This window comes from Synechococcus sp. LTW-G, assembly GCF_054459035.1.
Window position 1 is genome coordinate 108,516 of record NZ_JBTKYW010000001.1, and the last position, 23,679, is coordinate 132,194.

At 63.0% G+C, this 23,679-nt stretch carries 21 protein-coding genes; 15 read left to right on the plus strand and 6 right to left on the minus strand.

Translation table 11 applies throughout. From position 1 onward, the window contains the following. Positions 1–2: 2 nt before the first annotated feature. On the plus strand, positions 3–845 hold the full coding sequence (locus tag ACXIQ9_RS00640; protein WP_296415077.1) for an N-acetylmuramoyl-L-alanine amidase: 843 nt from the start codon (positions 3–5) through the stop codon (positions 843–845). Between the two features lie 7 nt (positions 846–852). Here the strand turns inward: ACXIQ9_RS00640 and ACXIQ9_RS00645 are convergent, their stop codons facing one another. Next, on the minus strand, positions 853–1,458 hold the full coding sequence (locus ACXIQ9_RS00645; RefSeq protein ID WP_459014955.1) for a helicase DnaB: 606 nt from the start codon (positions 1,456–1,458) through the stop codon (positions 853–855). A gap of 397 nt (positions 1,459–1,855) precedes the next feature. Between ACXIQ9_RS00645 and ACXIQ9_RS00650 the strand changes: the two genes are divergently transcribed. Beyond that, positions 1,856–3,457 (plus strand): glucose-6-phosphate isomerase, encoded by a 1,602-nt coding sequence (locus ACXIQ9_RS00650; protein ID WP_459014957.1) that lies wholly within the window; start codon positions 1,856–1,858, stop codon positions 3,455–3,457. A gap of 4 nt (positions 3,458–3,461) precedes the next feature. Here ACXIQ9_RS00650 and leuS read toward each other — a convergent pair whose 3' ends face one another. Together leuS and ACXIQ9_RS00660 are read right to left on the minus strand one after the other, a co-directional pair. Continuing rightward, positions 3,462–6,110 (minus strand): leucine--tRNA ligase, encoded by a 2,649-nt coding sequence (gene leuS, locus ACXIQ9_RS00655; RefSeq protein WP_459014959.1) that lies wholly within the window; start codon positions 6,108–6,110, stop codon positions 3,462–3,464. 42 nt (positions 6,111–6,152) lie between these two features. Beyond that, the gene (locus ACXIQ9_RS00660) at positions 6,153–6,392 is read right to left on the minus strand and encodes an Hfq-related RNA-binding protein (protein ID WP_010317051.1); all 240 of its coding nucleotides are present in this window, start codon (positions 6,390–6,392) and stop codon (positions 6,153–6,155) included. A 44-nt stretch (positions 6,393–6,436) separates the two neighbouring features. Between ACXIQ9_RS00660 and dapF the strand changes: the two genes are divergently transcribed. The 5 genes from dapF to ACXIQ9_RS00685 all read left to right on the plus strand — a co-directional run bounded on the left by dapF (position 6,437) and on the right by ACXIQ9_RS00685 (position 11,308). After that, the gene (gene dapF, locus ACXIQ9_RS00665; RefSeq protein WP_459014961.1) at positions 6,437–7,561 is read left to right on the plus strand and encodes a diaminopimelate epimerase; all 1,125 of its coding nucleotides are present in this window, start codon (positions 6,437–6,439) and stop codon (positions 7,559–7,561) included. Then, complete coding sequence (locus tag ACXIQ9_RS00670; RefSeq protein ID WP_459014963.1) at positions 7,558–8,745, plus strand: cysteine desulfurase family protein; 1,188 nt, start codon at positions 7,558–7,560, stop codon at positions 8,743–8,745. Before dapF ends, ACXIQ9_RS00670 begins: the two co-directional genes overlap by 4 nt. Positions 8,746–8,760: 15 nt before the next feature. Continuing rightward, the gene (locus tag ACXIQ9_RS00675; protein ID WP_010317047.1) at positions 8,761–9,459 is read left to right on the plus strand and encodes a DUF1995 family protein; all 699 of its coding nucleotides are present in this window, start codon (positions 8,761–8,763) and stop codon (positions 9,457–9,459) included. 62 nt (positions 9,460–9,521) lie between these two features. Further along, positions 9,522–10,037, plus strand: a complete 516-nt coding sequence (locus ACXIQ9_RS00680; RefSeq protein WP_459014965.1) for a DUF4330 domain-containing protein — start codon at positions 9,522–9,524, stop codon at positions 10,035–10,037. A 2-nt stretch (positions 10,038–10,039) separates the two neighbouring features. Continuing rightward, the gene (locus ACXIQ9_RS00685; RefSeq protein WP_459014967.1) at positions 10,040–11,308 is read left to right on the plus strand and encodes a D-alanyl-D-alanine carboxypeptidase/D-alanyl-D-alanine-endopeptidase; all 1,269 of its coding nucleotides are present in this window, start codon (positions 10,040–10,042) and stop codon (positions 11,306–11,308) included. On the opposite strand, the gene ACXIQ9_RS00690 is transcribed toward ACXIQ9_RS00685, so the two are convergent. Next, on the minus strand, positions 11,305–12,243 hold the full coding sequence (locus ACXIQ9_RS00690) for a coiled-coil domain-containing protein (RefSeq protein WP_247478486.1): 939 nt from the start codon (positions 12,241–12,243) through the stop codon (positions 11,305–11,307). The genes ACXIQ9_RS00685 and ACXIQ9_RS00690 overlap by 4 nt on opposite strands. 20 nt (positions 12,244–12,263) lie before the next feature. Beyond that, entirely contained in the window at positions 12,264–12,740 is a 477-nt protein-coding gene (gene coaD / locus ACXIQ9_RS00695) for a pantetheine-phosphate adenylyltransferase (protein ID WP_010317039.1), read from the minus strand. A gap of 83 nt (positions 12,741–12,823) precedes the next feature. On the opposite strand from coaD, the gene ACXIQ9_RS00700 reads away from it, so the two are divergent. From ACXIQ9_RS00700 to ACXIQ9_RS00730, 7 genes are read left to right on the plus strand one after another with little or no spacing between them, the layout of a single operon-like run. Next, the gene (locus ACXIQ9_RS00700; protein WP_010317037.1) at positions 12,824–13,306 is read left to right on the plus strand and encodes a flavin reductase family protein; all 483 of its coding nucleotides are present in this window, start codon (positions 12,824–12,826) and stop codon (positions 13,304–13,306) included. Beyond that, positions 13,303–15,351, plus strand: coding sequence for an excinuclease ABC subunit UvrC (gene uvrC / locus ACXIQ9_RS00705; RefSeq protein WP_459014971.1), 2,049 nt, complete (start codon positions 13,303–13,305; stop codon positions 15,349–15,351). Before ACXIQ9_RS00700 ends, uvrC begins: the two co-directional genes overlap by 4 nt. Positions 15,352–15,386: 35 nt before the next feature. After that, on the plus strand, positions 15,387–15,644 hold the full coding sequence (locus ACXIQ9_RS00710) for a hypothetical protein (protein ID WP_050778481.1): 258 nt from the start codon (positions 15,387–15,389) through the stop codon (positions 15,642–15,644). Further along, the gene (locus ACXIQ9_RS00715) at positions 15,641–17,164 is read left to right on the plus strand and encodes a cryptochrome/photolyase family protein (RefSeq protein ID WP_459014973.1); all 1,524 of its coding nucleotides are present in this window, start codon (positions 15,641–15,643) and stop codon (positions 17,162–17,164) included. The genes ACXIQ9_RS00710 and ACXIQ9_RS00715 overlap by 4 nt, the downstream gene beginning before the upstream one ends. A gap of 29 nt (positions 17,165–17,193) precedes the next feature. Then, positions 17,194–17,781, plus strand: coding sequence for a protoporphyrinogen oxidase HemJ (gene hemJ, locus ACXIQ9_RS00720; RefSeq protein ID WP_371820527.1), 588 nt, complete (start codon positions 17,194–17,196; stop codon positions 17,779–17,781). Next, entirely contained in the window at positions 17,781–18,428 is a 648-nt protein-coding gene (locus ACXIQ9_RS00725; protein ID WP_459014975.1) for a PHP domain-containing protein, read from the plus strand. The genes hemJ and ACXIQ9_RS00725 overlap by 1 nt, the downstream gene beginning before the upstream one ends. Positions 18,429–18,455: 27 nt before the next feature. Continuing rightward, complete coding sequence (locus ACXIQ9_RS00730) at positions 18,456–18,989, plus strand: hypothetical protein (RefSeq protein ID WP_459014977.1); 534 nt, start codon at positions 18,456–18,458, stop codon at positions 18,987–18,989. Here the strand turns inward: ACXIQ9_RS00730 and cobN are convergent. After that, positions 18,986–22,675 (minus strand): cobaltochelatase subunit CobN, encoded by a 3,690-nt coding sequence (cobN, locus tag ACXIQ9_RS00735; RefSeq protein ID WP_459014979.1) that lies wholly within the window; start codon positions 22,673–22,675, stop codon positions 18,986–18,988. The two genes, ACXIQ9_RS00730 and cobN, sit on opposite strands and share 4 nt — an antisense overlap. An 86-nt stretch (positions 22,676–22,761) precedes the next feature. Here cobN and ACXIQ9_RS00740 point away from each other — a divergent pair, with 86 nt between their 5' ends. Next, positions 22,762–23,679 carry a branched-chain amino acid transaminase gene (locus ACXIQ9_RS00740; RefSeq protein WP_296415169.1) on the plus strand — a complete coding sequence of 306 codons (918 nt, stop codon included), beginning with the start codon at positions 22,762–22,764 and terminating at the stop codon, positions 23,677–23,679.

Consider the following 23,679-nt stretch of genomic DNA (forward strand, 5'->3'; position numbering starts at 1 on the left):
CCATGGTCCGGCTCGTTCCAGAGCAACCGACTCGCATTCCGCACCGCCGTGCACTGGGGCTGGCCCTAGTCGCCTTGGCTGGCCTCAGCCTCATTCCGCTCTGGCAGCGTTCGAGTCAGGCTCCCGCGCGGCTGCCAGCTCCCCTTGCCAATGCACGGCCCGCTCCTCTCCCTCCCGCTCAAGCGGCATGGACCAGCCCCCTGCAGCGCCAATGCAGCGTGAATGACCGCGCCCTGGTGGCACGGTTAAAGACGCAGCAGCAGACCTATCCCTCCACCCTCAAGCGGGTCAAGATCGACCCCTCCAACTACGACCAGCGCGTGCCCTATGACGCGTTTGGAAATCCGTTGCAGACGACCCCATCGCTTGTTGTTCTGCATGAGACGGTCTTCGGGCTGCAATCGGCGCTGAACACCTTCATCAAGCACAACCCAAGGGATGAGGACCAGGTCAGCTACCACCTGCTGATCGGTGAAAACGGAGAGTCGGTTGAAGCCCTACACCCCCGATTTCGTGCCTATGGAGCGGGTTACTCCGCTTTCGATGGCGAATGGGCGGTGTTGAATCCAGAGCTTCCTGGCTCTATCAACAATTTCGCTCTGCACCTCAGCCTCGAGACACCGCTGGATGGTGAGAACGATGCGGAAACCCACAGTGGCTACAGCTCCGCCCAGTACGACGCCATGGCCGTCGTCCTTGCGGATTGGATGAACCGCTACAAGATCCCGAAGGAGCGGATTACGACCCACCGCCATGTGGATCTTGGTGCAGCGCGTGCTGATCCCAGGAGCTTCAACTGGGAGGCGCTGCAGCAGCGATTGGCGGCCCTTGGGGTGCTCTGCTGAAGACCCTTCAGATCAGCGGTGACAGGGGTTGCCGCTGGCGCCCATAGACCAAGCCGTGCAGTTCGGGGTCCTGCATGTAGCGCAGGATCCTGGCTGGGTAGTCGAGTCTGCCGTTGTGGAGATAGGCGAGGGTTGCCACAGTCTTGGCATGACGGTGGGAGCGACTGACGTTGCTGGTCTCACTGGCCTGCCGGTCGAGGAGCTTCAGCAGACGCATCATTTTCCCCGCCAGAAGTTCGACGTTGCGCTCCGGGTCGAGCAGTTGATTGCGGGCGGCTTGAATCTCCTCGGGACTGGCATCGGGGCTAAGCAATCCCTGTTTCTCCATCTCACTGAGGCCCAGCTGGGCTGGGCCATGGGTGCTGAATAGCCCGGAATGGGCTGCCAAGGGGTGATCCTCACCGGGCTTGGCGTGCTGCATCTCGTCAAACAAAATCGCGGCCAACAGCATCGGGTTCAGGCCCGTGCGGCGGCTTTGCTGTTGGATCACCGGCTGAAGCGATTGCAACCGATTCACCGTGTGGTCCCGAAGGGGGGTGAACTGGTCCACCCCTTGGGTGAATAGACGCGCGAGCCGAGGTTGGGGTCCATGCACGCCAAAGCGGCGCTGCAACTCCTTCAGCTCTTCTGCGCTGAATTTGGTTGGGTCTGAATGGCTGCTGCTATCGATGCGATCGACACTGACGCCGTTGCTGGGGCGAAGAGCGGTCTGGACAAGCGGGTAGGTCGCCAGGCTGGCTAGCGCCGTTGTGGCCGCCCCAAGCCAGGCCCAGAGGTTGCGCCTGGTCCGATGGGGCCGAAGCCGCTTTCCGTAGCGCAGATTGAGAGTCAGAACCCAATCAAAAGGCTTTTCTTGAGCCTAGGTCGACCTTTCGCCTGAGGCCGCACTCATGCGCAGGTCCACACAGTCGCAATCTGGTCCCGGCTCAATCCTCAGGAAACGCCAAAAAGGGTATCCCTGATTGGATTTCACCGATAGGTTCAAAGGGCGGACCGCTTGATCTGGCCTGATGTCTTCCCGCCCCTCTGCCCCCGCTCTGGACCCCGCGAGCCAGTGGCAGAGGTTCTGCAGTCAGCTTTGGCACAACGAGAAGCTCGGCTTCTGGCTCGATGTCAGCCGCATGGGCCTGGATTCGGCCACCCTCTCTGCCTTAAAGCCTCGTTTTGATCAGGCCTTCCAGGCCATGGCGGCCCTGGAGTCCGGCTCCATCGCCAACGCCGATGAGCAACGCCAGGTTGGTCACTACTGGCTACGCAACCCCCAGCTCGCCCCCGATCCAGCCAGTGGAGCTCACATCCAGGCTGAAGTCGATCGCATTGAGTCCTTCGGTCGCGACGTTCTCTCTGGAGTCATCGGCAATGGCTCTGGGCAGCGTTTCACCGACGTGCTTTGGATCGGCATCGGCGGCTCTGGCCTTGGCCCCCTCTTGATGATTCGGGCGCTTCAGGATCCAGGAGCTGGCCTTCCCTTCCATTTCTTCGACAATGTCGATCCCGATGGAATGCGCCGGACTTTGGCGTCTATTGGTGAGCGGCTGAAGACCACCCTGGTGATTGTGGTCAGCAAGTCCGGGGGAACCCCCGAGCCCCATATCGGCATGCTTCAAGCGCGTCGTGCCGTTGAGGCAGCCGGCGGAAGTTGGTCCCAACAGGCCGTCGCCGTCACGATGGTCGACAGCAAGCTCGATCGTGAAGCGAAGGACTCGGGTTGGTTGGCGCGCTTCGACATGTTCGATTGGGTCGGCGGCCGAACCAGCATTACCAGTGCTGTGGGTTTGCTCCCAGGCGTTCTGATTGGCTCCGACATCCGGGAGTTCCTGGCGGGTGCGGCTGAGATGGATGCGGTCACTCGGGTGGCCGATTTTGATCAGAACCCGGCTGCACTGTTAGCCGCTGCCTGGTATTCCGCCTGTGGCGGCAAGGGCCAGCGAGACATGGTTGTGCTTCCCTACCGCGACCGTCTGGAGGTCTTCAGCCGCTACCTCCAGCAACTGGTGATGGAGAGCCTGGGTAAGAAGTTGGACCGCAACGGTCAGGTCGTCCACCAGGGCATTGCGGTCTACGGCAACAAAGGCTCGACCGACCAACACGCCTACGTGCAGCAACTGCGCGACGGTGTCGACAACTTCTTCGTGACCTTTGTCGAGGTGCTCGAGGACCCTGGCGATATTCCGCCGCTGGAGGGTGAGAATCCTGGCGACTTCTTGGACGGCTTCCTCCAGGGCACCCGTTCAGCCTTGACTGAAGAAGGACGCTTCAACCTCAGCATCACGATGCAGCGTCTGAACGCCCACAGCCTGGGTGCCCTGATTGCACTGTTCGAGCGCGCCGTGGGCTTTTACGGCGAGTTGGTCAACGTCAACGCCTACCACCAACCCGGCGTTGAGGCCGGCAAGAAAGCGGCGGCAGCACTTCTGGATCTGCAGTCCAGGTTGGAGATGGTGATGGCTGACCAGCGGGAACACACCCTGGCCGAACTCCAAGGCAAGTTGGCCCTGGAGACTGCCGAGCCCCTCTACTGGATCCTGCGGCACCTCTGCGCCAACCGTCGCCACATCTCAGCCAAAGGGGACTGGGGGCGGCCCGAGTCCCTCGTGTTCATTCACGACTAGGTCCCTAGGGGACCAGGTTGACGAGCCGTCCAGGGACAACGATGACGCGGCTGGGGGCTTTGCCCTCCAGCCATTTCTCTGCGATCTCGCTCTCAAGCGCCAAGCGCTCGAGCGTTGCTTTGTCGGCGTCGGCTGGCACCTCAAGGTTGCCGCGCACCTTGCCCTTGATCTGAATCACCAGGGGGACGGTGGCGCGCACCAGGGCGGACGCGTCGCATTGAGGCCACTGCTGCGTGTGGATGCTGCTGTTCTCTAGAGCCTCATCCGCAGACCGGCCTCCGAGCTTCAACCAGAGTTCCTCGGCCAGGTGGGGCGCAAATGGTGCCAGCAGGACCAAGAGCGTGCGCAGGGCTTCGCAGGCCAGCACATCCGAGCTCGCAGCCAAATGTGTCCCCATGGCATTGCTGAGTTTCATCAACTCAGACACCGCCGTATTGAACTGAACGTCTCCATCGAGATCGTCAGTGATCTCTTGGATGGCCGTGTGAACCGCACGGCGCAGCTCTTGTTCTGCCTCCGAGAGTGCCTCGCCTGAGCCCAGACGCTCAGCGAGCGACTCCGGGGAACCAGCGCCGCCGGCGAGACTCAGGCCGCGCTCAACAGCTGCATCGGCAAGACGCCAGATGCGCTGCAGGAAGCGGAACTGCCCTTCCACGTCCGCGTCATCCCACTCCAGGTCCTTTTCCGGCGGAGCCTTGAAGAGGATGAACATCCGCGCGGTGTCAGCGCCGTACTTGTCGATGACAAGCGCTGGGTCGACGCCGTTGTACTTGGACTTGGACATCTTCTCGAAGAAGGTCTCCAAGGGATCGCCCGTTAACGGATCGCGGGGATCCGTGGCATCGGCCACCTCAGCGGGTGGGATGTACTTGCCTGTTTTGGGGTTCTTGTAGGTGATCCCTTGAACCATTCCCTGGGTGAGTAGCCGTTGAAAGGGCTCATCAAAACCAAGGAGGCCTCGGTCCCTCAACACCTTCGTGAAGAAGCGCGAGTAGAGAAGGTGAAGGATGGCGTGCTCGATACCGCCGACGTACTGATCCACTGGCAACCACTGGTCAACGGCGTCTTTCGCAAACGGCAGCTGAGTGTTCTTGGCGTCGCTGTAGCGCAGGAAATACCAGCTGGAACACATGAAGGTGTCCATGGTGTCGGTCTCGCGGCGAGCTGGTTTGCCGCAACAGGGGCAATCGACATTGACCCAGCTTTCAAGTTGGGCCAGGGGGGAGCCCCCCTTGCCGCTGAAGGCGACATCCCTTGGCAGTTCAACCGGCAGCTGCTCATTCGGCACCGGAACAACACCGCAGCTCTCGCAGTGGATCACCGGAATCGGGCAGCCCCAGTAACGCTGCCTGGAAATCAGCCAATCCCTCAGGCGGAATTGGACTTTCTCACGGGCCCAACCCTCCTTCTCCCCTGCTTCGGTGATCGCCCGTTTGGCCGCCTCGTTGGTCATCCCATCGAAGCCCTGGGAATGGATCAAGACCCCTGATTCGGTCCAGGCTCCACCCTCAAAGGCATGTTCGTCACTGCCCTCGGGAATGATCACCTGCTTGACCGGGAGTTCGTACTGGCGGGCAAACAGAAAATCCCGTTGGTCATGGGCGGGCACTCCCATGACGGCGCCCGTGCCGTACTCCGCCAGGACGTAGTCAGCAATCCAAACCGGGATCAGTTTTCCATTGGCGGGGTTTCGCACCTGGGCACCAATGGACACACCACGCTTGGGTTTGTCCTCCGCCGTCCGTTCCTGTTCGCTCTGGCGGGACACCAGGTCACAGAACGCTTCGACTTCGGTCTGGTGGGCCGCCGTCGTCAGGGCGGGGACGAGCGGATGCTCCGGAGCCAGAACGACGTAGCTGGCGCCAAAGAGGGTGTCGGGTCTGGTGGTGAACACCGTGACCTGCTCCCCACTCTCCTGGCCGTTGGCGTCGACCACACTGAACTGGAGCTCAGCTCCGGTGCTGCGGCCGATCCAATTGGCCTGCATCGTGCGCACCCGCTCCGGCCAACCCTCCAGCTTGGGCAGGTCATCCAGCAGCTGCTGGGCGTAATCGGTGATCTTCAGGAACCACTGCCGCAGCTTGCGCTTCTCAACGAGAGCACCGGAGCGCCAGGACCGCCCTTCGCTGTCGACCTGCTCATTGGCAAGCACGGTCTGGTCGATCGGATCCCAATTAACGGTGGCGTCCTTTTGGTAGGCCAGCCCACCATCGAGGAACTGCAGGAAGAGCCACTGGGTCCAGCGGTAGTAATCGGTGTGACACGTGGCCAGCTCCCGATCCCAATCAATCGACAGCCCCAGCTGATCGAGTTGATCGCGCATTGAGGCAATGTTTTGGTCCGTCCAAGCACCGGGATCCACGCCCCGCTCAATGGCGGCGTTCTCAGCGGGCAGACCAAAGGCATCCCAGCCCATCGGATGCAGCACTTTCTTGCCGCGCAAGCGCTGAACCCTGGCGACCACATCGGTGATCACATAGTTCCGGACATGCCCCATGTGCAGGTTCCCTGAGGGGTAGGGGAACATCGAGAGGGCATAAAAGGCCTCGTCGCCGGCCTTGATCTCTGGGGTGCTGTGTAGACCGTTTGCCTTCCAGGCCCGTTGCCAGCCGGCCTCAGTGGCCTGGGGTTGGTAGCGGCTGGACTCGCTCACGGGCGGATCGGGAGTGGAGCAGTGATGCTCCCATAGCTGCTGTTAGGCGAGGGGCCGCAGCATCGCGATGGCATCGCGATTGATCAGCAAGCTGGGGGTGCCGGGCTCCGATTCCAGTGCGAGAAAACAAGCGTCAACCCAGAGCGGTCTGCCGGTGACGCTGCTGCCGTTGAGGAGCTGGACCGACAGGGGCAGCTGCTCGCGGATCCAGGCCTGGATTTGGCGTACTCCTGGCTGGGAGGTGTCGAGGTCTCCTGGCCGCCATTCCCGACTGCTCCCCATAGGATCGAGCGCATTGGTGGGCCTCCATTCACAGGCTGTCGCGCGTGTTCCAATTCAGCAAGTACCAAGGTCTCGGTAACGACTTTTTGATGCTCGATGGGCGTCAATCGGGCGATACGGACTTCCTCTTTGGCTTGACCCCGGAGCTGGTGGTTCAGCTCTGCGATCGCCGCTTTGGGGTGGGAGGCGACGGCGTGATCCTGGCCCTGCCACCCAACGGCGGAGGGGAGTTGCGGATGCGCATCTTCAACGCCGATGGCACCGAACCCGAGATGTGCGGGAACGGCATCCGCTGCCTGGCCCGCTTCCTGGCCGATTGCGATGGGGATGGCCCCGGTCGCACCTGGCAGGTCGACACCCTGGCGGGCCGGATCGTTCCGGAGCTTCTCCCCGACGGCACGATTCGCGTCGACATGGGCGCGCCCTTCCTGACGCCAAGCGAGATCCCAACGACCCTGGAGGTCGGCGAGGCGGGGCTTCCCAGCGGCGAACTGGAGATTGATGGCGAGCGGTTTGCCGTGGCCGCCGCCGGAATGGGCAACCCCCACGTGGTGGTGCCTGTGGATTCCGTCGATGAAATCGACTTGGAGCGTTTTGGCAGTCACCTGGAGATCCACCCCGCGTTCCCGGCGAAAACCAATGTCCATTTCGTCGAGGTGCTCTCGCCATCCCATCTGGTGATGCGGGTCTGGGAACGCGGGGCAGGCCCAACCCTCGCTTGCGGCACCGGAGCCTGCGCCACCCTGGTGGCCTGCCATCGCCTTGGGCTCTCCGAGCGCACAGCCCGTATCGACCTCCCGGGCGGCCCCCTGCAGATTCACTGGGACGCCATGAACGGTAAGGTCTTCATGGACGGCCCGGCGGAGCATGTGTTCGACGGTTCCATCCCGGATGCCGAGGCCGTAGCCGCGGCGCGTGGGCAGGCCGCAGAGACGGAGATGGCCCCCCCTGCCGTGGAGCAGACCCACCCCCCCGCCGATTCAGGCGATCAGATCGACTGCGCGACGGTCTGCGCTAACGGCTGTATTCGCCCGGACAATTGCCCCAGCGAAGCCGCCCGAGCCAAGGTCGCGGCACTGCTGAACAGCACCTCCCTGGATGATCTGGTGACCCTGGCCACCAATTCCCTGGAGTCTCGGACCCGCGCTCGCTTCGAGCGCGAACCATGACTTCGGATCTTCGCCAATACCTCGATTGCGCCGCGACCACCCCGTTGGCGCCAGAGGTTCAGGCGGAGATCCAACGGGTGGATCGCGAGGCCTGGGCGAATCCATCCAGCCTGCATGGCTTCGGCCTGGCCGCCGCCGAACAGCTCGAGCGCAGCCGCCAACAGATCGCTGCTCAGCTGGGCTGCAGTGGGGACCTGATCTTTACCTCCGGCGGTTCCGAATCAATTCATCTCGCCCTGCTCGGTTCGGCTGCTGAGCTCTGGGACGGGCAAGGGTCAGCACCTCGGCTCTTGCTCTCTGCGGTTGAGCATCCCGCCACCGAAGCGGCGGCGCTGCAGCTGCAACGGCAGGGTTGGCAGCTCGAGCGCATCCCGGTGGATCGCCAGGGCTTGATTGATCTTGCGGTCCTGGAGTCCCGGCTCGCGCCACCGACCCGTTTGGTGTCGTTGATCTGGGGGCAGAGCGAGGTCGGCACCCTCCAGCCCATGGACCTGATCGGTCGGCTCTGCCGTCAAGCAGGCGTGCTGCTGCACGTCGATGCAGTGCAGGTGGCTGCGCAACGGCCGATTGATTTCGATGCGCTGCCCATTGATTTACTCAGCGTCGCCAGTCACAAGCTCAGTGGACCCCGGGGTGTTGGCGCCCTCTTGATTCGGGACCAGGTGCCAGTCCGCCCAATCCAGGCCGGAGGCGGCCAGGAGCGGGGGATCCGTGCTGGGACCGAACCGGTGCCCTTGATTGCGGGCTTTGCCAAGGCTCTGGAGTTGCTCAACATTCAGCGCTTTCAAGGGACGGAAGATCCGCTGATTGAGAGGCGTGACGCACTGCTGACGGGTTTGCTCCAGCTCCCCGGAGTGGAGCTGACCGGTCCTGATCCCCTTCAGGATCCTGAACAGCGCCTGGCCAATCACATCAGCTTGTTGGTCGCGTCGCCGCAGGGCGTGCCCCTCTCCGGACGCTCGGTCGTTCGGGCCATGTCACGTCTGGGCTATGGGATCAGCAGCGGCTCGGCCTGCAGCAGCTCCAAGGCGGCCGGCAGTCCGATCCTCGAAGCCATGGGAATCGCACCAGAGCGCAGCTCCAGCGGCCTGCGCCTCAGTTTGGGGTCCTGGCATCGCGACGCTGACCTTGCGCCTGTCCCGATCGCTTTGCGGGAGGCCATCGCCGCAGTGATGGCTGATTAGGGTCGGCCGAACGACATGGCCCGGATGCTCCCCGCTGATCTGCGACGCGCTGAAGCTGAAGCTGTTGAAGCGATTGCCGCTGCCCTTGCCAGCCAAGCCAAAGGCTTCTGGACCGCAGAATTTCGGTTTGAAGGACTGCGCATCCTGCCGGTCTCGCTGCGCCTGTTGGCAGCGCTGTTGCCTGCCCATGCTGAGGCCCGTTTGGTCTTCCCTGACGCCGGTGCAGCGGCCCTGGCCAAGCGGGACGCAGCGGAGCAGGCGGGCAGCATCACCGAACTCAGCGGAATCAAGCGACTCCAGCAGGCCGACGGCGGTAGCGATGGGCTTCTGGTCCTGGTAGCCCCGACCCCGGCGGACTACGAGGACGTTGAAGCCGTCTGCGCTCAGCACCGCGGCAGTGTTGTTCTGCTGAACGGAAAACTGGAGGATGCCGCGGTGGGGATTGGGACTGTGGCGCGCGAGCGTCGGAAGGGCTTCCTCGCCACCTGGCAGTCCGCCTATGCCCTCATCCCCACCGGGGAGGGCGCACTCAGACGTGCCTATCCCCTGGACTGGCAGCTCTACCGGCGAGACCCCGACGGCTATCGCTTCGTCAAGGACTTCGAGCTCAAGCCAGATGCTGAGCAGATGGCCGACGCCCTTGAGGGTGAAGGCGGCGGGGTCGCTCGAGGACTCAAGGCCGTTGATCGCCTGATCGAGGGGCTCCAGAACTAGCTCCCACGAATGCTTGTTTCGGCGGCCCAGTCTCCGTACAGTTCGAACTCTGCCTCCCCGCCATGCCTTCGTTGTCGCGTCGTTTCTCGCTGGTGGATGCGGGGGCTGCGGCGGCTGTGGTTTTGGCCATTGGCGGTGTGGTGTGGAGCCCCAAGCTCAGTGGCGCAGTCGCCCGAGCCACCGGCGGTTTGCAGCCAGTGACGGTGTTCGTCGATGTCCGTAACGTCCCGGTGGCCAATCCGCCTGCGCTCATCGCCGCTGCAAAGGAGCAAGCCAAGGTCTCGATCGTGATCCGCAACCAGCCCCACGGCTCGGTGGCGGTGGATGACGTCATTCCTCTGCAGCGTCAACTGGCCGCCGTTCTGGCCGATGGGAAGGTCGTCACCGCTCCCGATCCCAACCAACAGCAATTGGGCAACCTGGATGCCCGCTTTGTGCTCAAAGGGGAGGGCCGCAAGGGAGCCGGTGGAGTGGTGTTCGGAAACCAGACGCTCAAGATTGGTGCTCCCATTGAGTTGGAGGGACGGGAATTCAGGCTCAATGGCTCCGTCTCTGGGCTCCAACTCGGGGCCTCCTGACCATGGCGGGGCGGCGAGCAGGGGTTCTGATTGGCCTTGGCCTAGCGCTGTTCCCCTCGCTTGGCCTCCAGGCGGCCGCCCCTGACAGTCGGGCGATCTCCCTGCCTGCTCCACCGCCTCCACTGGGATTTCCGCAACTGCAGACCCAGGTCAGCTGTCCAGCGTTGCAGACACGCCTGCGACAGGTGCTTGGTGCCGAAGCCAGCGTCTGGAGCGTGAGTGTTGGCGATGGCTCCGGTCGGCTCCTGGCGGATCTGAACGGTTTAACGCCCCGTATCCCAGCCTCCAACCAAAAGATGGTCGCAACGGCCATGGCCTTGGACCGTCTCGGTCCCGACTACAGCCTCACGACCCGGCTCTGGCGTAGGGCCGATGGAAGCCTCCTGTTGACCGGTGAGGGGGATCCAGACTTCAACACCCCCCAGCTCCAGCGCTTCGCCAAGTTGGCGCTGGGACAAGGCGGCAGCAGCTCACCCAATCCCTCTGCGGTCCGTATCCAACTTCAGGAGGAGCCCCCCCAGCGCTGGTGGCCGGCAGGTTGGCCTGGTGAGGACCGTGTCGAGGCCTATGGCGCACCGATTACGCGTCTGGCTGTCACCAGCAATGCCAAGGCGATGGCCGTGAGCGACCCACCGAGTCGCCTTCAACAACTGTTGGCGGCAGAGATCAAACGTCAGGGAGGACAGGCCAGCATCAGCACCGTGGCACCGACCCCCAATGGGAGTCCCCCCTCCAGTGCGGTGTTGCTCCATGAGGAACGCTCGATCGGCATGCATGGCCTGTTGAGCCTGGCGAACACCGAGAGCCACAACTTCACTGCTGAGGTCCTGCTGCGCCAGGCCGCTGGAAGTTGGGACCAAGTCACAAGCCAGTGGCGTACCAGCCAATGGCTGGCCGCCCAAGGTCTACCGGTGGCAGGGATCAAGGTGGTTGACGGCAGTGGTCTCGACCGCGGCAACCGCCTCACCAGCCGCCTGCTGGTGGCATTGATGTTGCGCATGGCGCAGCACCCAATGGCCGACCATTACTTCGCCTCAATGGCCATTGCCGGTGAGCGTGGAACCCTCCGCAACTACTGGTACGACACCGAGTTGCAGGGTCAGTTTTTCGGCAAAACCGGAACGATTCGAGGAGTGCGCTCCGTCAGCGGATTGCTGAACACCCCCGCTGGGCCTCGCTACATCAGCATGATTTCAAACGGGTCCAGCGACCCCAATACGGTCATTGGACAACTGCTCCGTCAGACCCGCAACGGTGCGCTCTGCCCCTAGCGGTTTCCGGCTGCCTTGCGAATGCGATCCGCGGCGCGGCGGGCGCGGTTGATCGGCACGGCCTGCTGTTGACCAGCAACGGGGTTCGGCACCAGTGAGGCTGGATTGACACCCTGGAGCTTCACCAGCTCACGCTTGCCAGCCACAACCACCTGCCCCATCTCCCGCAGACGATCCTCGAGTTCACCGAGGACTTGTTCCGCATAGCGGTTCGCCCCTTCTTGGATAGTGCTGGCTTCTTGGCGGCTGCGGGCGATGAGGGCCTCACACTGCTGCTGGGTTTGCTGGCGGAACTGCAGAGCATCGCCCTGCACCCGCTCGGCTTCAGCCTGGCTGCTCTGCTGCAGACGAAGGGCCTCAACACGAACCTTCTCAAGTTCCGTGAGGCTCTGCTTCCGTGCTGCCTCGTGTTGCTCGCTGAGCTGTCGCTTGAGCTCGATCGCTTCTTGATCAAGCTGCTGGCGGCGTTGCAGCCCTTCCTGTTCGAGTTGCTGACGGCGCTGGCTGAACTGTTGCTCCAGCTGAGCCAGCCTGGCTTGATGCTCCTGTTCTGTCTTGGCGACCTGTTGCCGGGCCTGGGCGATCATCTGCTCGCACTGCTGGCGGGCCTGGTCGCGCAATTCCGCCACCTGCCGCTCGGCTTCACTGCGGATCGACTGGCTATTAATCAGCTGATCCCGCTGCTGCTTGGCCTGGGCAACGATGTCGTCCGCCTTTTGGCGGGCCTGCTGGATGAACTCATCCTTTTTGGCCACCAGTTCGTCGGCTTTGACCAACTGACCGGGCAGAGCATCCCGCACGGCATCCATCAATTCGATGGCGTCCTGCTCGTTGACCAAACGCCCGCCACTGAAGGGAACCCGGGTGCCGTCGAGAACGACTTCCTCCAGTTGATCCAGCTGGTCGAGCACGGAGGTCAGCTGCGTCTCAGACATCAGCGGGGTGCGTGGAGGGACTACTGATTAAAAAGCCTCGCCAGATCTTCTGCCACTCCTGTGGGGACCATGTGACCAACCGGTCCGCCGAAACGGGCCACCTCCTTGACGACCGAGCTGCTGAGAAAGCTGTGGGCCGTTGCCGTTGCGAGAAACAGCGTCTCCAGCTTCGGAGCCAGACTTTTATTGGTATGCGCGATCTGCAGTTCGTATTCGAAGTCGCTCAACGCCCTCAGGCCCCGCAGAATCACGCCGGCACCACAGCGCTCGGCGAATTCAACCGTGAGCCCGTCGAATGCCGCCACTTCGATCCGTTGGAGATGACCCGTCGCTCCACGGATCTGCTCGATCCGCTGCTCAACGCTGAAGCAAGGGTTTTTACCCGGGTTGCGCAGCACAGCAACCACCAGGCCATCGAACAGATGTGAACCCCGTTCGATCACATCCAGATGCCCAAGGGTCAGGGGGTCGAAGCTGCCGGGGTACAGGACTTTCATGCGTCGATCCTAGAAAGAGAAGGCTCGCTCAGACCCGCAAAGGCCCTGCTGTTCCTAGAGTTTGGGCTCTGAGGGCCTGATCCATGGCACTGAACGCCGACGCCAAGAAGACCTTGCTTCGCAAGATTCCCCACGGGGTCTTCATCTGTGGTGTGGCTGAAGGGGAAGAGGTCAACGGCTTCACCGCCAGCTGGGTGACCCAGGGCTCGTTCGAGCCGCCGCTGGTGGTCATGGCCGTCCGCTCCGACAGCACCAGTAACGGGATGATTCAGCGCACCAAGCGCTTCTCGTTGAACGTCCTCGCGGCCGACCAGAAGGATTTAGCTGCCGTCTTCTTCAAACCCCAGAAGGGCGTCGGTGGCCGTTTTGACGCGGCTCCCTTCAGCCTCGGCGAACTGGGCCTGCCGATCCTCAACGACGCCCTCGGTGGAGTCGAGTGTGAGCTCATCGGCCAGGTCGCCCATGGCGATCACACCGTGTTTGTCGGTGAGGTCAAGAGTGCCGTTCTTCACCGCGATGGCGCGGCCCTCGAACTCAGCAGCACCGGCTGGCAGTACGGCGGTTGAAGTCTCTGCTGCAGGATCCAACGCGGCTCAAGGCTCGCCTCAAGGAGGTCCCGACTGAGCCTGGTTGTTATTTGATGCGGGATGCGGAGGACCGAATCCTCTACATCGGAAAAGCCAAGGTGCTGCGCAACCGGGTCCGCAGTTACTTCCAAAGCGGGAGTGGCCATGGCCACTCTCCGCGCATCGCCCTGATGGTGAGGCAGGTCTGTGAGATCGAGTTCATCGTCACCGACAGCGAGGCAGAGGCCCTCGCCCTTGAGGCGAACCTGATCAAGAACCACCAGCCGCACTTCAACGTGCTGCTGAAGGACGACAAGAAATATCCCTACCTCTGCATCACCTGGAGCGAGGCCTACCCGCGCATCTTCATCACCCGCAGGCGGCGCTTCCGCTCACCCCTGGATCGTTTTTATGGGCCCTATGTGGATGTTGGCCTGTTGCGGCGCACCCTGGGCTTGGTCAAACGAGTCTTTCCCCTGCGTCAGCGCCCCCAGCCTCTCCATCGTGATCGGACCTGTCTGAACTACGACATCGGCCGCTGCCCTGGGGTCTGCCAAGAAAAGATCAGCTCCGAGGACTACCACCGCACCTTGAGGCAGGTGGCGATGGTCTTCCAGGGACGCAATGAAGAGCTGCTGGACCTGCTCCATGAGCAAATGGAGCGCTACGCCGAGCGCCTGGATTTTGAGAGTGCTGCCCGGGTGCGCGATCAGCTCCAGGGCATCGACACGCTGACGGCGGATCAGAAGATGAGCCTTGGCGATAGCTCGATCTCACGCGATGTCTTGGCCATGGCTGCCGACGAGCGGGTGGCGGCAGTGCAGCTGTTTCAAATGCGGGCCGGAAAGCTCGTCGGCCGGCTTGGCTTCACCGCCGATGCCATTGGCATGCCTTCAGCGGAGGAGGGGGCGGGAGGCGACCTGCCCCCGTCGGAAGCGCGTCGCGCTGCCATGGGGCGGATCCTGCAGACCGTGATCGAGGAGCACTACAGCCAGGTCGAGGGGGTCGAGATTCCACCCGAACTCCTGCTCCAGGCCCCCTTGCCCCAACAGCAATTGCTTGAGGACTGGCTCTCAGAGCTTCGTGGCCGCAAGGTGCGTTTGTCCGTGCCCCAACGTGCCCAAAAGGCCGACCTGATCGAGTTGGTCGAACGCAACGCCAACTACGAACTGGAACGGGCCCGCCGCGCCAGCGAACAAAATCTCCTCGCCACCGAGGATCTGGCGCAGCTGCTGGAGCTGAACCCCCCTCCCCGCCGGATCGAGGGGTATGACATCAGCCATATCCAGGGCAGCGATGCGGTGGCATCGCAGGTGGTGTTTATCGATGGCTTGCCGGCCAAGCAGCACTACCGCAAATACAAGATCCAGAGCAGCTCGATCCGCTCCGGTCATTCCGATGACTTCATGGCGATGGCCGAGATCATGCGGCGCCGCTTCCGCCGCTGGGCCCAGGCCAAGGCTGCCGGTGCCGATCTCAAGGAACTGCGGCGATCGGCAGGCTCAGCGCTCCACACGGGCGGGCTCAATGACTGGCCGGACGTGGTGATGATCGACGGCGGCAAGGGTCAGCTCTCTGCGGTGATGGAGGCCCTACGGGAGCTCAACCTCGATGAGGATCTCGTTGTCTGTTCCCTGGCCAAACAACGCGAAGAGGTCTTCATTCCCGGTGTAAAGGAGCCGTTGGAGAGCGAACCGGAACAGCTCGGCGTTCAGCTCCTACGGCGGCTTCGCGACGAAGCCCACCGTTTCGCCGTCAGCTTCCACCGTCAGCAGCGGGGTGAGCGGATGAAGCGCTCCCGTCTCTCAGACATCCCTGGCCTTGGACCCAAGCGGATCAAGGAGTTGCTGGCCCATTTCCGCTCCATCGACGCGATTCAGCTCGCCAGCCCCGAGGCCCTGGCGGCAGCTCCAGGAATGGGGGCTGGACTCGCCAAGGTGATCTGGGACCACTTCCACCCTGGCGGCGATGAGGTTGGCGCGGGCCAGCCCCAGGAGGACGCGGTTGACCTCGAGAATGATCGACCGTTGGAGCTGGCTGGGTGAAGCCCTTGCGTTGGATCCTGGCTTCGATCATTGCCATGCTGTTGCTGGCTCCCGCAGCGGCCTGGGCAGCGCCCGGGTTGTGCATTGGCCCCATCTGCGCCGACGAGATCAGCCGCAGCGCCAAACATCACTTCCAGCTGAGGATGCGCATCAGCGATCAGCGGGGCCACCGTGAGCGGATCGTGATCGACTGCCGCAACGGTCAGCTTTCGCCGGCGGCGGGACTGGTCGAACGCGGCTATGCCCAGGCCGTGGCCACCAAGGCCTGCCGCTTGGCTGGGGAGCCTGCATGAGCATCGGCATCTGGGTGTTGGGTGATCAGCTCAACCCTGATCAGTCAGCTCTGGCCAGTGCCAGGCCTGAGGACTGCCGGGTGTTGCTGCTGGAGAGCAGTTCGGTCTTGGAGCAACGGGCGTATCACGCCCAAAAAATGGTTCTGGTGTGGAGTGCCATGCGCCACTTCGCCGCCGACCTCCGCGACCAGGGCTGGACTGTGGACTACATCCAGACGGAGACGTTCAGCAGCGCTCTCTTGGCCTGGATTCAAGAGCAGGGGATCCAGGAACTGCGGCTGATGGAGCCGGTGGATCGCGGTTTTCGCCGCTCCATTGAGCGGTTGTCATTGCCCATTCCCATCCACTGGATGCAAAGCAATGCGTTCCTCTGGAGCCGGGAAGACTTTGCGGCTTGGGCAGGGCGCTACAAGCAACTGCGCATGGAGCTCTTCTACCGCGAAGGGCGCAAGCGTTTTGGCGTTCTGATGGAGACCGCCGATTCACCCCTTGGCGGCCAGTGGAATTACGACCAGGAGAACCGCAAGCCCCCAACGAAAGGTCTGAGCGGTCCAGCCCCACTCTGGTTCGAGCCTGATGACGTGACCAGGGCCGTCATCGAGAAGGTTGAGGGGCTGCAGCAGCGCCATGGCTTGCCAGGGGAGACCCAACCCTTTCGCTGGGCGGTCAATCGTGACCAGGCCCTGCAGGTCCTGGATCACTTCACTCAGACCCGCCTCTCAGGCTTTGGTCCTTTTCAGGACGCCATGGTCAGCGGTGAGCCCACTCTGTGGCATGCACTGCTTTCCATGTATCTGAATTTGGGACTGCTCCATCCCCTGGAGGTCATTCAGCGGCTGGAGCGGGAGGGCCTTGAGCGGCAGGTGCCCCTGGCGGGACTCGAGGGAGTGATTCGTCAGATCCTGGGCTGGCGGGAGTACACCCACGGCCTCTATCACTGGTTCGGCGAGCAGTACGCAGAGGTCAACCATTTCGGGGCTTCAGAGCCCCTGCCGCAGTGGTTTGAGCAGCTTGGGGGGAGCGGGATGCGTTGCCTCGACACTGTTTTTGCGGAAATCGAGAGCAGTGGATACGCCCACCACATCCAACGCCTGATGCTCCTGGCGAATTACGGCCTGCTGGCCGGCTTGGATCCCCAAGCCTTAACGGCCTGGTTCCACCGGATGTTCATCGACGGCTTCGATTGGGTGATGCTGACGAACGTGCTCGGCATGGGGGTCTTTGCCGATGGCGGTCGCCTGGCCAGCAAGCCCTATGCGGCGAGCGGCAACTACATCAAGCGCATGAGCAACTACTGCAAAGGCTGCTCCTACGACGTCAAACAGCGCACTGGTCCCAAAGCCTGCCCCTTCAACAGCCTCTATTGGGATTTTTTGGCACGCCATGAACCTGAACTCAGGCGTAACCACAGGATGGGATTGGTGATGAAGCAGCTCAGCAAGCTTCCGGAGGAGGAGCTGGCTGCGATCCGCAGCACCGCGGCCAACCATCGCGCCCTGGCGGCCAGTGGTGGCGCCTAACTTGTTGCCCAGTTCGGCTCCGGCCTGTGATCACCCTGGCGGCCCTTCCTCCTGAGGCTTACCTCTGGTTCAAGACCCTCCACATCGTCGGCGTGGTGGTCTGGTTCGCCGGACTCTTTTATCTCGTCAGGCTGTTCATCTATCACCGGGAGGCCGAGGAGCTCGAGCCTGCCCTCAAGGATGCGTTCCAGGCCCAGTACGGGCTGATGGAAAAGCGTCTGGCCAACATCATCACCACACCGGGAATGGTGGTGGCTGTCTCCATGGCCATTGGCCTGTTGGTGGCCAACCCTGCCTGGCTGCAGCAGGGATGGATGCACGCCAAGTTGGCCTTTGTCGCGGCCCTGCTGGCCTATCACTTCTTTTGTTATCGCCTGATGGGGCAGCTGCAACAGGGGAGCTGCGGCTGGAGTCCAAAACAACTGCGGGCCCTCAATGAGCTGCCGACCTTGCTGTTGGTGATCGTTGTGATGCTGGTGGTCTTCAAGAACCAGTTCCCAACCGGAGCCGCCACCTGGTTCATCGTGGCCCTGGTGGTCTTCATGGCCGCCTCCATTCAGTTCTATGCCCGCTGGCGCCGCCTCCGGGCCGAGAAGGAAGCCGCCGCAGCCAGCTAGTGCGCCATCCCCTGATCCCGGTCCTGCAATCCGTCACGGCTGAATGCTGCCCAACGCGGCTGAATTTCCACTGCCACACCACCAACAGCGACGGCAGCCTCGCGCCTGAGGCCTTGGCCCAGCAGGCCCTCACCATTGGCCTGGAGCATCTTGCGGTCACCGATCACCACAGCACAGCAGCTTTTTTGCCAATCCAGCGCTGGTTTGAGCAACAGGTCGAGAGCGGGATGAGCCCGCCCCAACTCTGGAGTGGCATCGAGATCAGCTGCCTGCTGGAGGGCTGCCTTGTTCATGTCCTCGGCCTTGGTTTTGATCCCGAACACCCTGCGCTGGAGCCCTATCGCCAGGGCCAAGCTCCGATCGGGGAAGCGCTGAAGGCCAGCGAGGTCAGGCGCCGGCTCCATGCCGCTGGGGGATTGGCGTTGCTGGCCCACCCCGGCCGCTATCGACTGCCGTTTCAGCGATTGATCCCCGCGGCCGCAGATCTGGGGTTCGATGGGGCCGAGGCCTACTACGACTACGACATGCAGCCGCAATGGCGTCCGACGCCGTTGGTGTGCGACTCGGTCTCAGAACTTCTGTCCAAACACGCACTTCTGCGAAGTTGCGGTACCGATACCCATGGGTTCGAGCTTTGTGGCCGCTAGGGTTTCCGGAGATCCTGAACCCTTGCGATGGGCCTGTTTGATCGCCTGCTCGGCAATAACCAGTCTCAGTCTCCCCTGACCAAGCGGGAGCCAGCGAAGAAGAAGGAGGAAGCGTTCTTCCTCGACGCCGATTCCTCCAGCAGCATGGGGAATGTCGACTTCATGCGTCAGTCGAACACGATCCGGCGCACCTTCCCCGGAACCGCTGACAACCCTGGGAGCAAGGAAATCGTTGACGAGGTCGCCTCGATGACGGCCCGTCGTGTGATCAAGTCTGATGGGCTGGGCGACCCGAAAAAACCTGAGGTGCAGACCGACCTGACGGGTGGCATCCCCAAAGAAGTCAAGAAGACGTTCTGCGAGCCGATGAGCCAGGCCGAGCTGGATGAGCGCAAGCGCGGTTCCTCCGTTGGCGTGAACGTCCCCGGCGGCCCTGCCGCCATCAACGCCCAGAAGCAGCAAGAGAAAGCTCAGCAGGCCGAAGCACAGCCCAGCACCCCGGCGAGCACGGCGAAGCCCGGCGACATTGGTGCCTTCAAGGGCTGGGTCAAGGACCTCTAACCCTCGATCAGCGCCTCCGCGTTCAAGACCAGCTCACGCAGATGCGCGAGCTGGTTTTTTTGTGCTCCGCTCCAGAGCCCGCGGTGATGGGCCTCAAGCAGGCGCTCGCCCATGTCCCGCAGTGCCCAAGGGTTGTGGGTTTTCAGGAACTCCAAGACCGCGGGAGATTCAAGCCACTGCTCGCAGATTGAGCCGTAGCTCCAGTCGGGAACCCGACCGGTGCTCGCGTCGTAGGCGAAGAGGTAATCGAGGCTGGCGGCCATCTCGAAGCCACCCTTGTAGCCGTGCTGTTGCATGCCTTCAATCCAGCGCGGATTGAGAACGCGGGAGCGCAGCACCTTGTCGAACTCCTTCTCCAGGCGATGAATGCGAGGACGCTGATGGCGTGAATGGTCCCCGAACCAAACCGCTGGTGCGACTCCACGAACGGACTCGACCGCAGCACTCAGCCCGCCCTGGAACTGGTAATAGTCATCGGAATCCAGCAGGTCATGCTCACGGTTGTCCTGGTTTTGCAGCACGACCTGCACTGACGAGAGGCGCTGCTGAAAACCATCCCGGTCGGAGGCAATGCGCAGGGCACCAGTGCCATCACCCTCGTAGCGCCAGCTGCCCCAATTCAGGTAGGCCTCGGCCAGATCACCACGCCCCTCCCAGTCACCACTGTCGATCAGACCTTGAAGGCCCGCGCCATAGGCCCCAGGGGCTGAGCCATAGACCCGCCAGGCATGACCATCCCTTTGCGCGGCTTGCGCGAGCGGGTTCTCCTCAGCCGATTCATCGGCTGCAGCCACCAGAGCCGTGGCGCGGTTGACCCACGCCACAAGCTGGGGAAAGGCGTCTCGGAAGAGTCCTGAGATCCGCAGGGTCACATCCACCCGGGGCCGACCTAAGGCCGAGAGGGGAATCAACTCCAGGTCCACCAGCCGTCGACTGGGTCCATCCCAGACCGGGCGAACGCCAAGCAAGGCCAGGGCCTGGCCAATGTCCTCACCGCCATTGCGCATCGTGCTGGTGCCCCAGACCGACAGGGCGAGATGGCGAAGGGGCTCCCCCTCCTCCATCAAATGCTGATCGAGCAGGAGTTCTGCGCTACGTCGACCGAGGTCCCAGGCTGCTTCCGTCGGCAGCCCGCGCAAATCAACGCTGTAGAAATTGCGGCCCGTCGGTAAAAGATCCGGCCGTCCACGGGTGGGGGCACCGGAGGGCCCCGCCGCGATCCGATCACCTGCTACACCACGCAGAAAGGCCGTGCGCTCGGCCTCACCGCAGCCAAGCAGATTCGGCACGAGCCGTTGGCCAAGACGCTCCAGCACCTGCTCGGTGTGTTGTCCGACGGCCTCGTGGCTGTGCACTTCGCCCAGAAGTGAGCGGCAGAGATCGAGGGCCTGATCTTCAAGCCAGGCGATGGCATCCCCGCAGACCCTGGGGTGTCTGAGGCCAAGGACGAGTAGCCGCTGCTGATCGACGGGTTCGAGGGGGGATTCTTCTGGGTCACTCCAGGGGTCCAGCTGCAAGGCCGCATCCAGGGCCAACGCCTGGGTTAGGCCAAGACCACCCTCCTGGGGGGGACGGGCCAGACAGGCCAGCAGTTCAGCGAGGGCCTCCGTCTCAGGAAGGGAGCCGAAGCGATGCAGACCGGTTCGGATCTGGGCTTCCTTGAGTTCACAGAGGTAGCCGTCGGCGGCATCGAGGGGATCCGCAGCGTCGCCCGCGGCCAAGACGTCGCTGAGTTCGCTGCGGCTCAGTTGCGTCAGGATCGCGCTGCGGAGCGTCTCGCTCCGAGCACTGCCTAGCTGTACGGATTCCCAGTACTCATCAATCAGAGCCTCGAGTTCCCGCAAGTCGCCATGGAGTCCTGCACGACCAAGGGGTGGGGTGAGGTGATCGAGGATGACCGCCTGGGCACGGCGCTTGGCCTGGGAGCCCTCACCCGGGTCATTGACGATGAACGGGTAGAGGTGGGGGATCGGGCCTAAGGCCAGTTCCGGGAAGCAGCCTGGCGAGAGTCCAAGTCCCTTTCCAGGCAGCCACTCGAGGTTGCCGTGCTTGCCCACATGGCAGACCAGCTGGACCGCTGCTGATTGGTTAAGCCAGAGGTAGTGGGCCAGGTAGTGGTGGGTCGGCACCAGATCCGGGGAGTGGTAGCTGAGGCTTGGGTCCCTCTCGTAACCCCGGGACGGCTGGATCATCACCACCACATGGCCGTATTGCAGGCCATGGATGGGGAAGCCCTCCTTCTCCAGCGACGGATCCTGTTTTGGTGCCCCCCATTGGGCTTCCAGGCTGCTGCGAGCTGCTGCGGGGATTCCGTCAAACCAAGCCAGGTAATCGGCAAGGGGAAGGTGATCCAGGGCCTTCAGGTGGCTGCTTTCAGGGTCATTCGTCCGTCCGGCGAGCAACGCCTGAATCAGGCCGTCTCCGTCGCTTGGCAGCTGCTCCGGTAGTCCATAGCCCGCTTGCTTCAGCCACTGCAGCATCGCCGCAGCGCTGGCTGGGGTGTCGAGCCCGACGCCGTTGGCTAATCGCGCATTGCGGGTTGGATAGTTCGCCAGCACCAAGGCCAGACGGCGATCGGACGCCGGGGTCTCGCGCAGGCTGCACCAGCGCTGCACCAATTGCGCAACCCAATCGAGCCGCTCCCGCTCCGGTAGATAGCGATGCAGAGCTGTGGCCAAGCGCGCATCAGCTCTGGTCAGCTCCTTAAAGGCTCCAACGCGTGTGCTGATGCGACCGTCGAGCTCCGGCATCGCCACCTGCAGGGTCAGATCCAGGGAGGACAGACCAATGGGACTGGCGCTCCAAGCCTCCTGCGTTTGGGTGCTGCAGAGCAGCTGGAAGACAGGAACACCGAGCGCGTCCCACAGCGGGGCACCGAGCCCTGCTTCAGCGAACTGCACGGAGGCGAAGGAGGTGGTGCAGACCACAGCCGCCACCTGCTCGCGCTGGAGCAGATCCAGAGTTCCTCGCTGGACCCCTGGGTCCCTAAGGCTGCTGACCCAGAGAGCCCGCGGGGCGAGCCCCTGTGTTCTGAGGGAGTCGAGCAGGGCCTCGGGCAAGGCCAGATCACCGGACTGCAGGAGCGCCCGGTAGAGGATGACACCGACACGCGGTCCGAGATCGTCACGCCAGTCGTGGGCTTTCGGGTCCTCAACGGCGTGGACTTGGGGGAGCTGCAGCTGGCCGTGATCGAGCCAGTGGCCAAGGGAGCCCAGGACCTCCAGAAGATTGGATGTACCCCCTTCCCGGAGGCAGCGGCTGCTGGCTGTGGCCAGTTCAGCGGGAACGTTGCTGAGGCTGGCAAGGGCCTCGTCCTCATCGGCGGTCCCGGCCAGAACGACCAGCGCTCGTTTGGAGTCTGCAGAGGCCCACTGCCGGAACTGCTCGAGGCCATAACTCCAGTGCCCGCGTCCGCCAAGCAGTCGGATCAACACCAGCTGCGTGCCGCCAAGGCTGGTGCGGATGTAGTGATCGAGAACCGCTGGGTGCTGCAGGCTGGCCAGGTTGAGACCTTGGATCTGGCGAGCCGCTCCTGCCGGACAACTGTGCTGATCCAGGCAGGCCGAGAGGGCAGCCAAGTCGGTGTCGGCGCTGGAGAGGAACACCAGCTCCGCCCCGGGTTGCTCCACGTAGGTCACCCCGTCATCAGGGCTGTGGCTACCAGGGACAGCCGCAAGACGGTGCATTGCTCCATCTTGCTGGTTCAGCACTCGCGCTTGGGCACCCAGCAGTGAGAGGATCGTCTGCAGCTGTGGCCGCCCCCACCGACCCCATGCATCAGTTCCTGCCCTTCGCCTGGTTCGGTGGCAAGTGTGTGCCCTTTGCGGAGGCCACGCTGTCGGTGGCAACCCACGCCCTGCACTACGGGACCGGTGCGTTTGGCGGAATGCGGGCGATCCCCAATCCGGCCGATGCCAACGAGATTCTTCTGTTCCGGGCCGACCGCCACGCCCGCCGATTAAGTCAGAGCGCGCGTCTCCTACTGACAGAGCTCAGCGAAGACACGATCCACAGCGCGATCCATCAGTTCCTGTGCGCCAATCGCCCCACCTGCCCGGTCTATCTACGTCCCTTCGTCTACACAAGTGACCTGGGGATTGCCCCGAGGCTGCACAACATTGAGACCGATTTCCTGATCTACGGCCTTGAGCTCGGTGACTATCTCTCCCCTGAGGGGGTGAGCTGCCGGATTAGCTCCTGGACCCGCCAAGAAGATCGCTCCCTGCCCCTTCGCGGCAAGATCAGCGGCGCCTACATCACCAGTTCACTCGCCAAAACAGAGGCCGTCAAGAGCGGTTTTGATGAGGCTCTGCTGCTCAACAGCCGCGGCAAGGTCAGCGAGGCCAGCGGCATGAATCTGTTCCTCGTTCGCGATGGTGTCCTGATCACACCAGGTGTCGATCAGGACATTCTTGAGGGCATCACCCGATCCAGTGTTCTGGAGCTGGCTAAGGCGATGGGGATCCCCACCCTGGAGCGTCCCGTCGACAAGAGCGAGTTATTCATTGCCGATGAAGTCTTCCTGAGCGGTACAGCCGCCAAGGTCACGCCGATTCGTCGTGTGGAAACCACTGAACTCAGTGCTGAGCGTCCGGTGATGACCGCGATTCGCGAGCGCCTGACCGCCATCACCGAAGGGCGTGATCCCGCCTTTGACCATTGGGTCACGCGCATTCGCCTGGACGGTTGA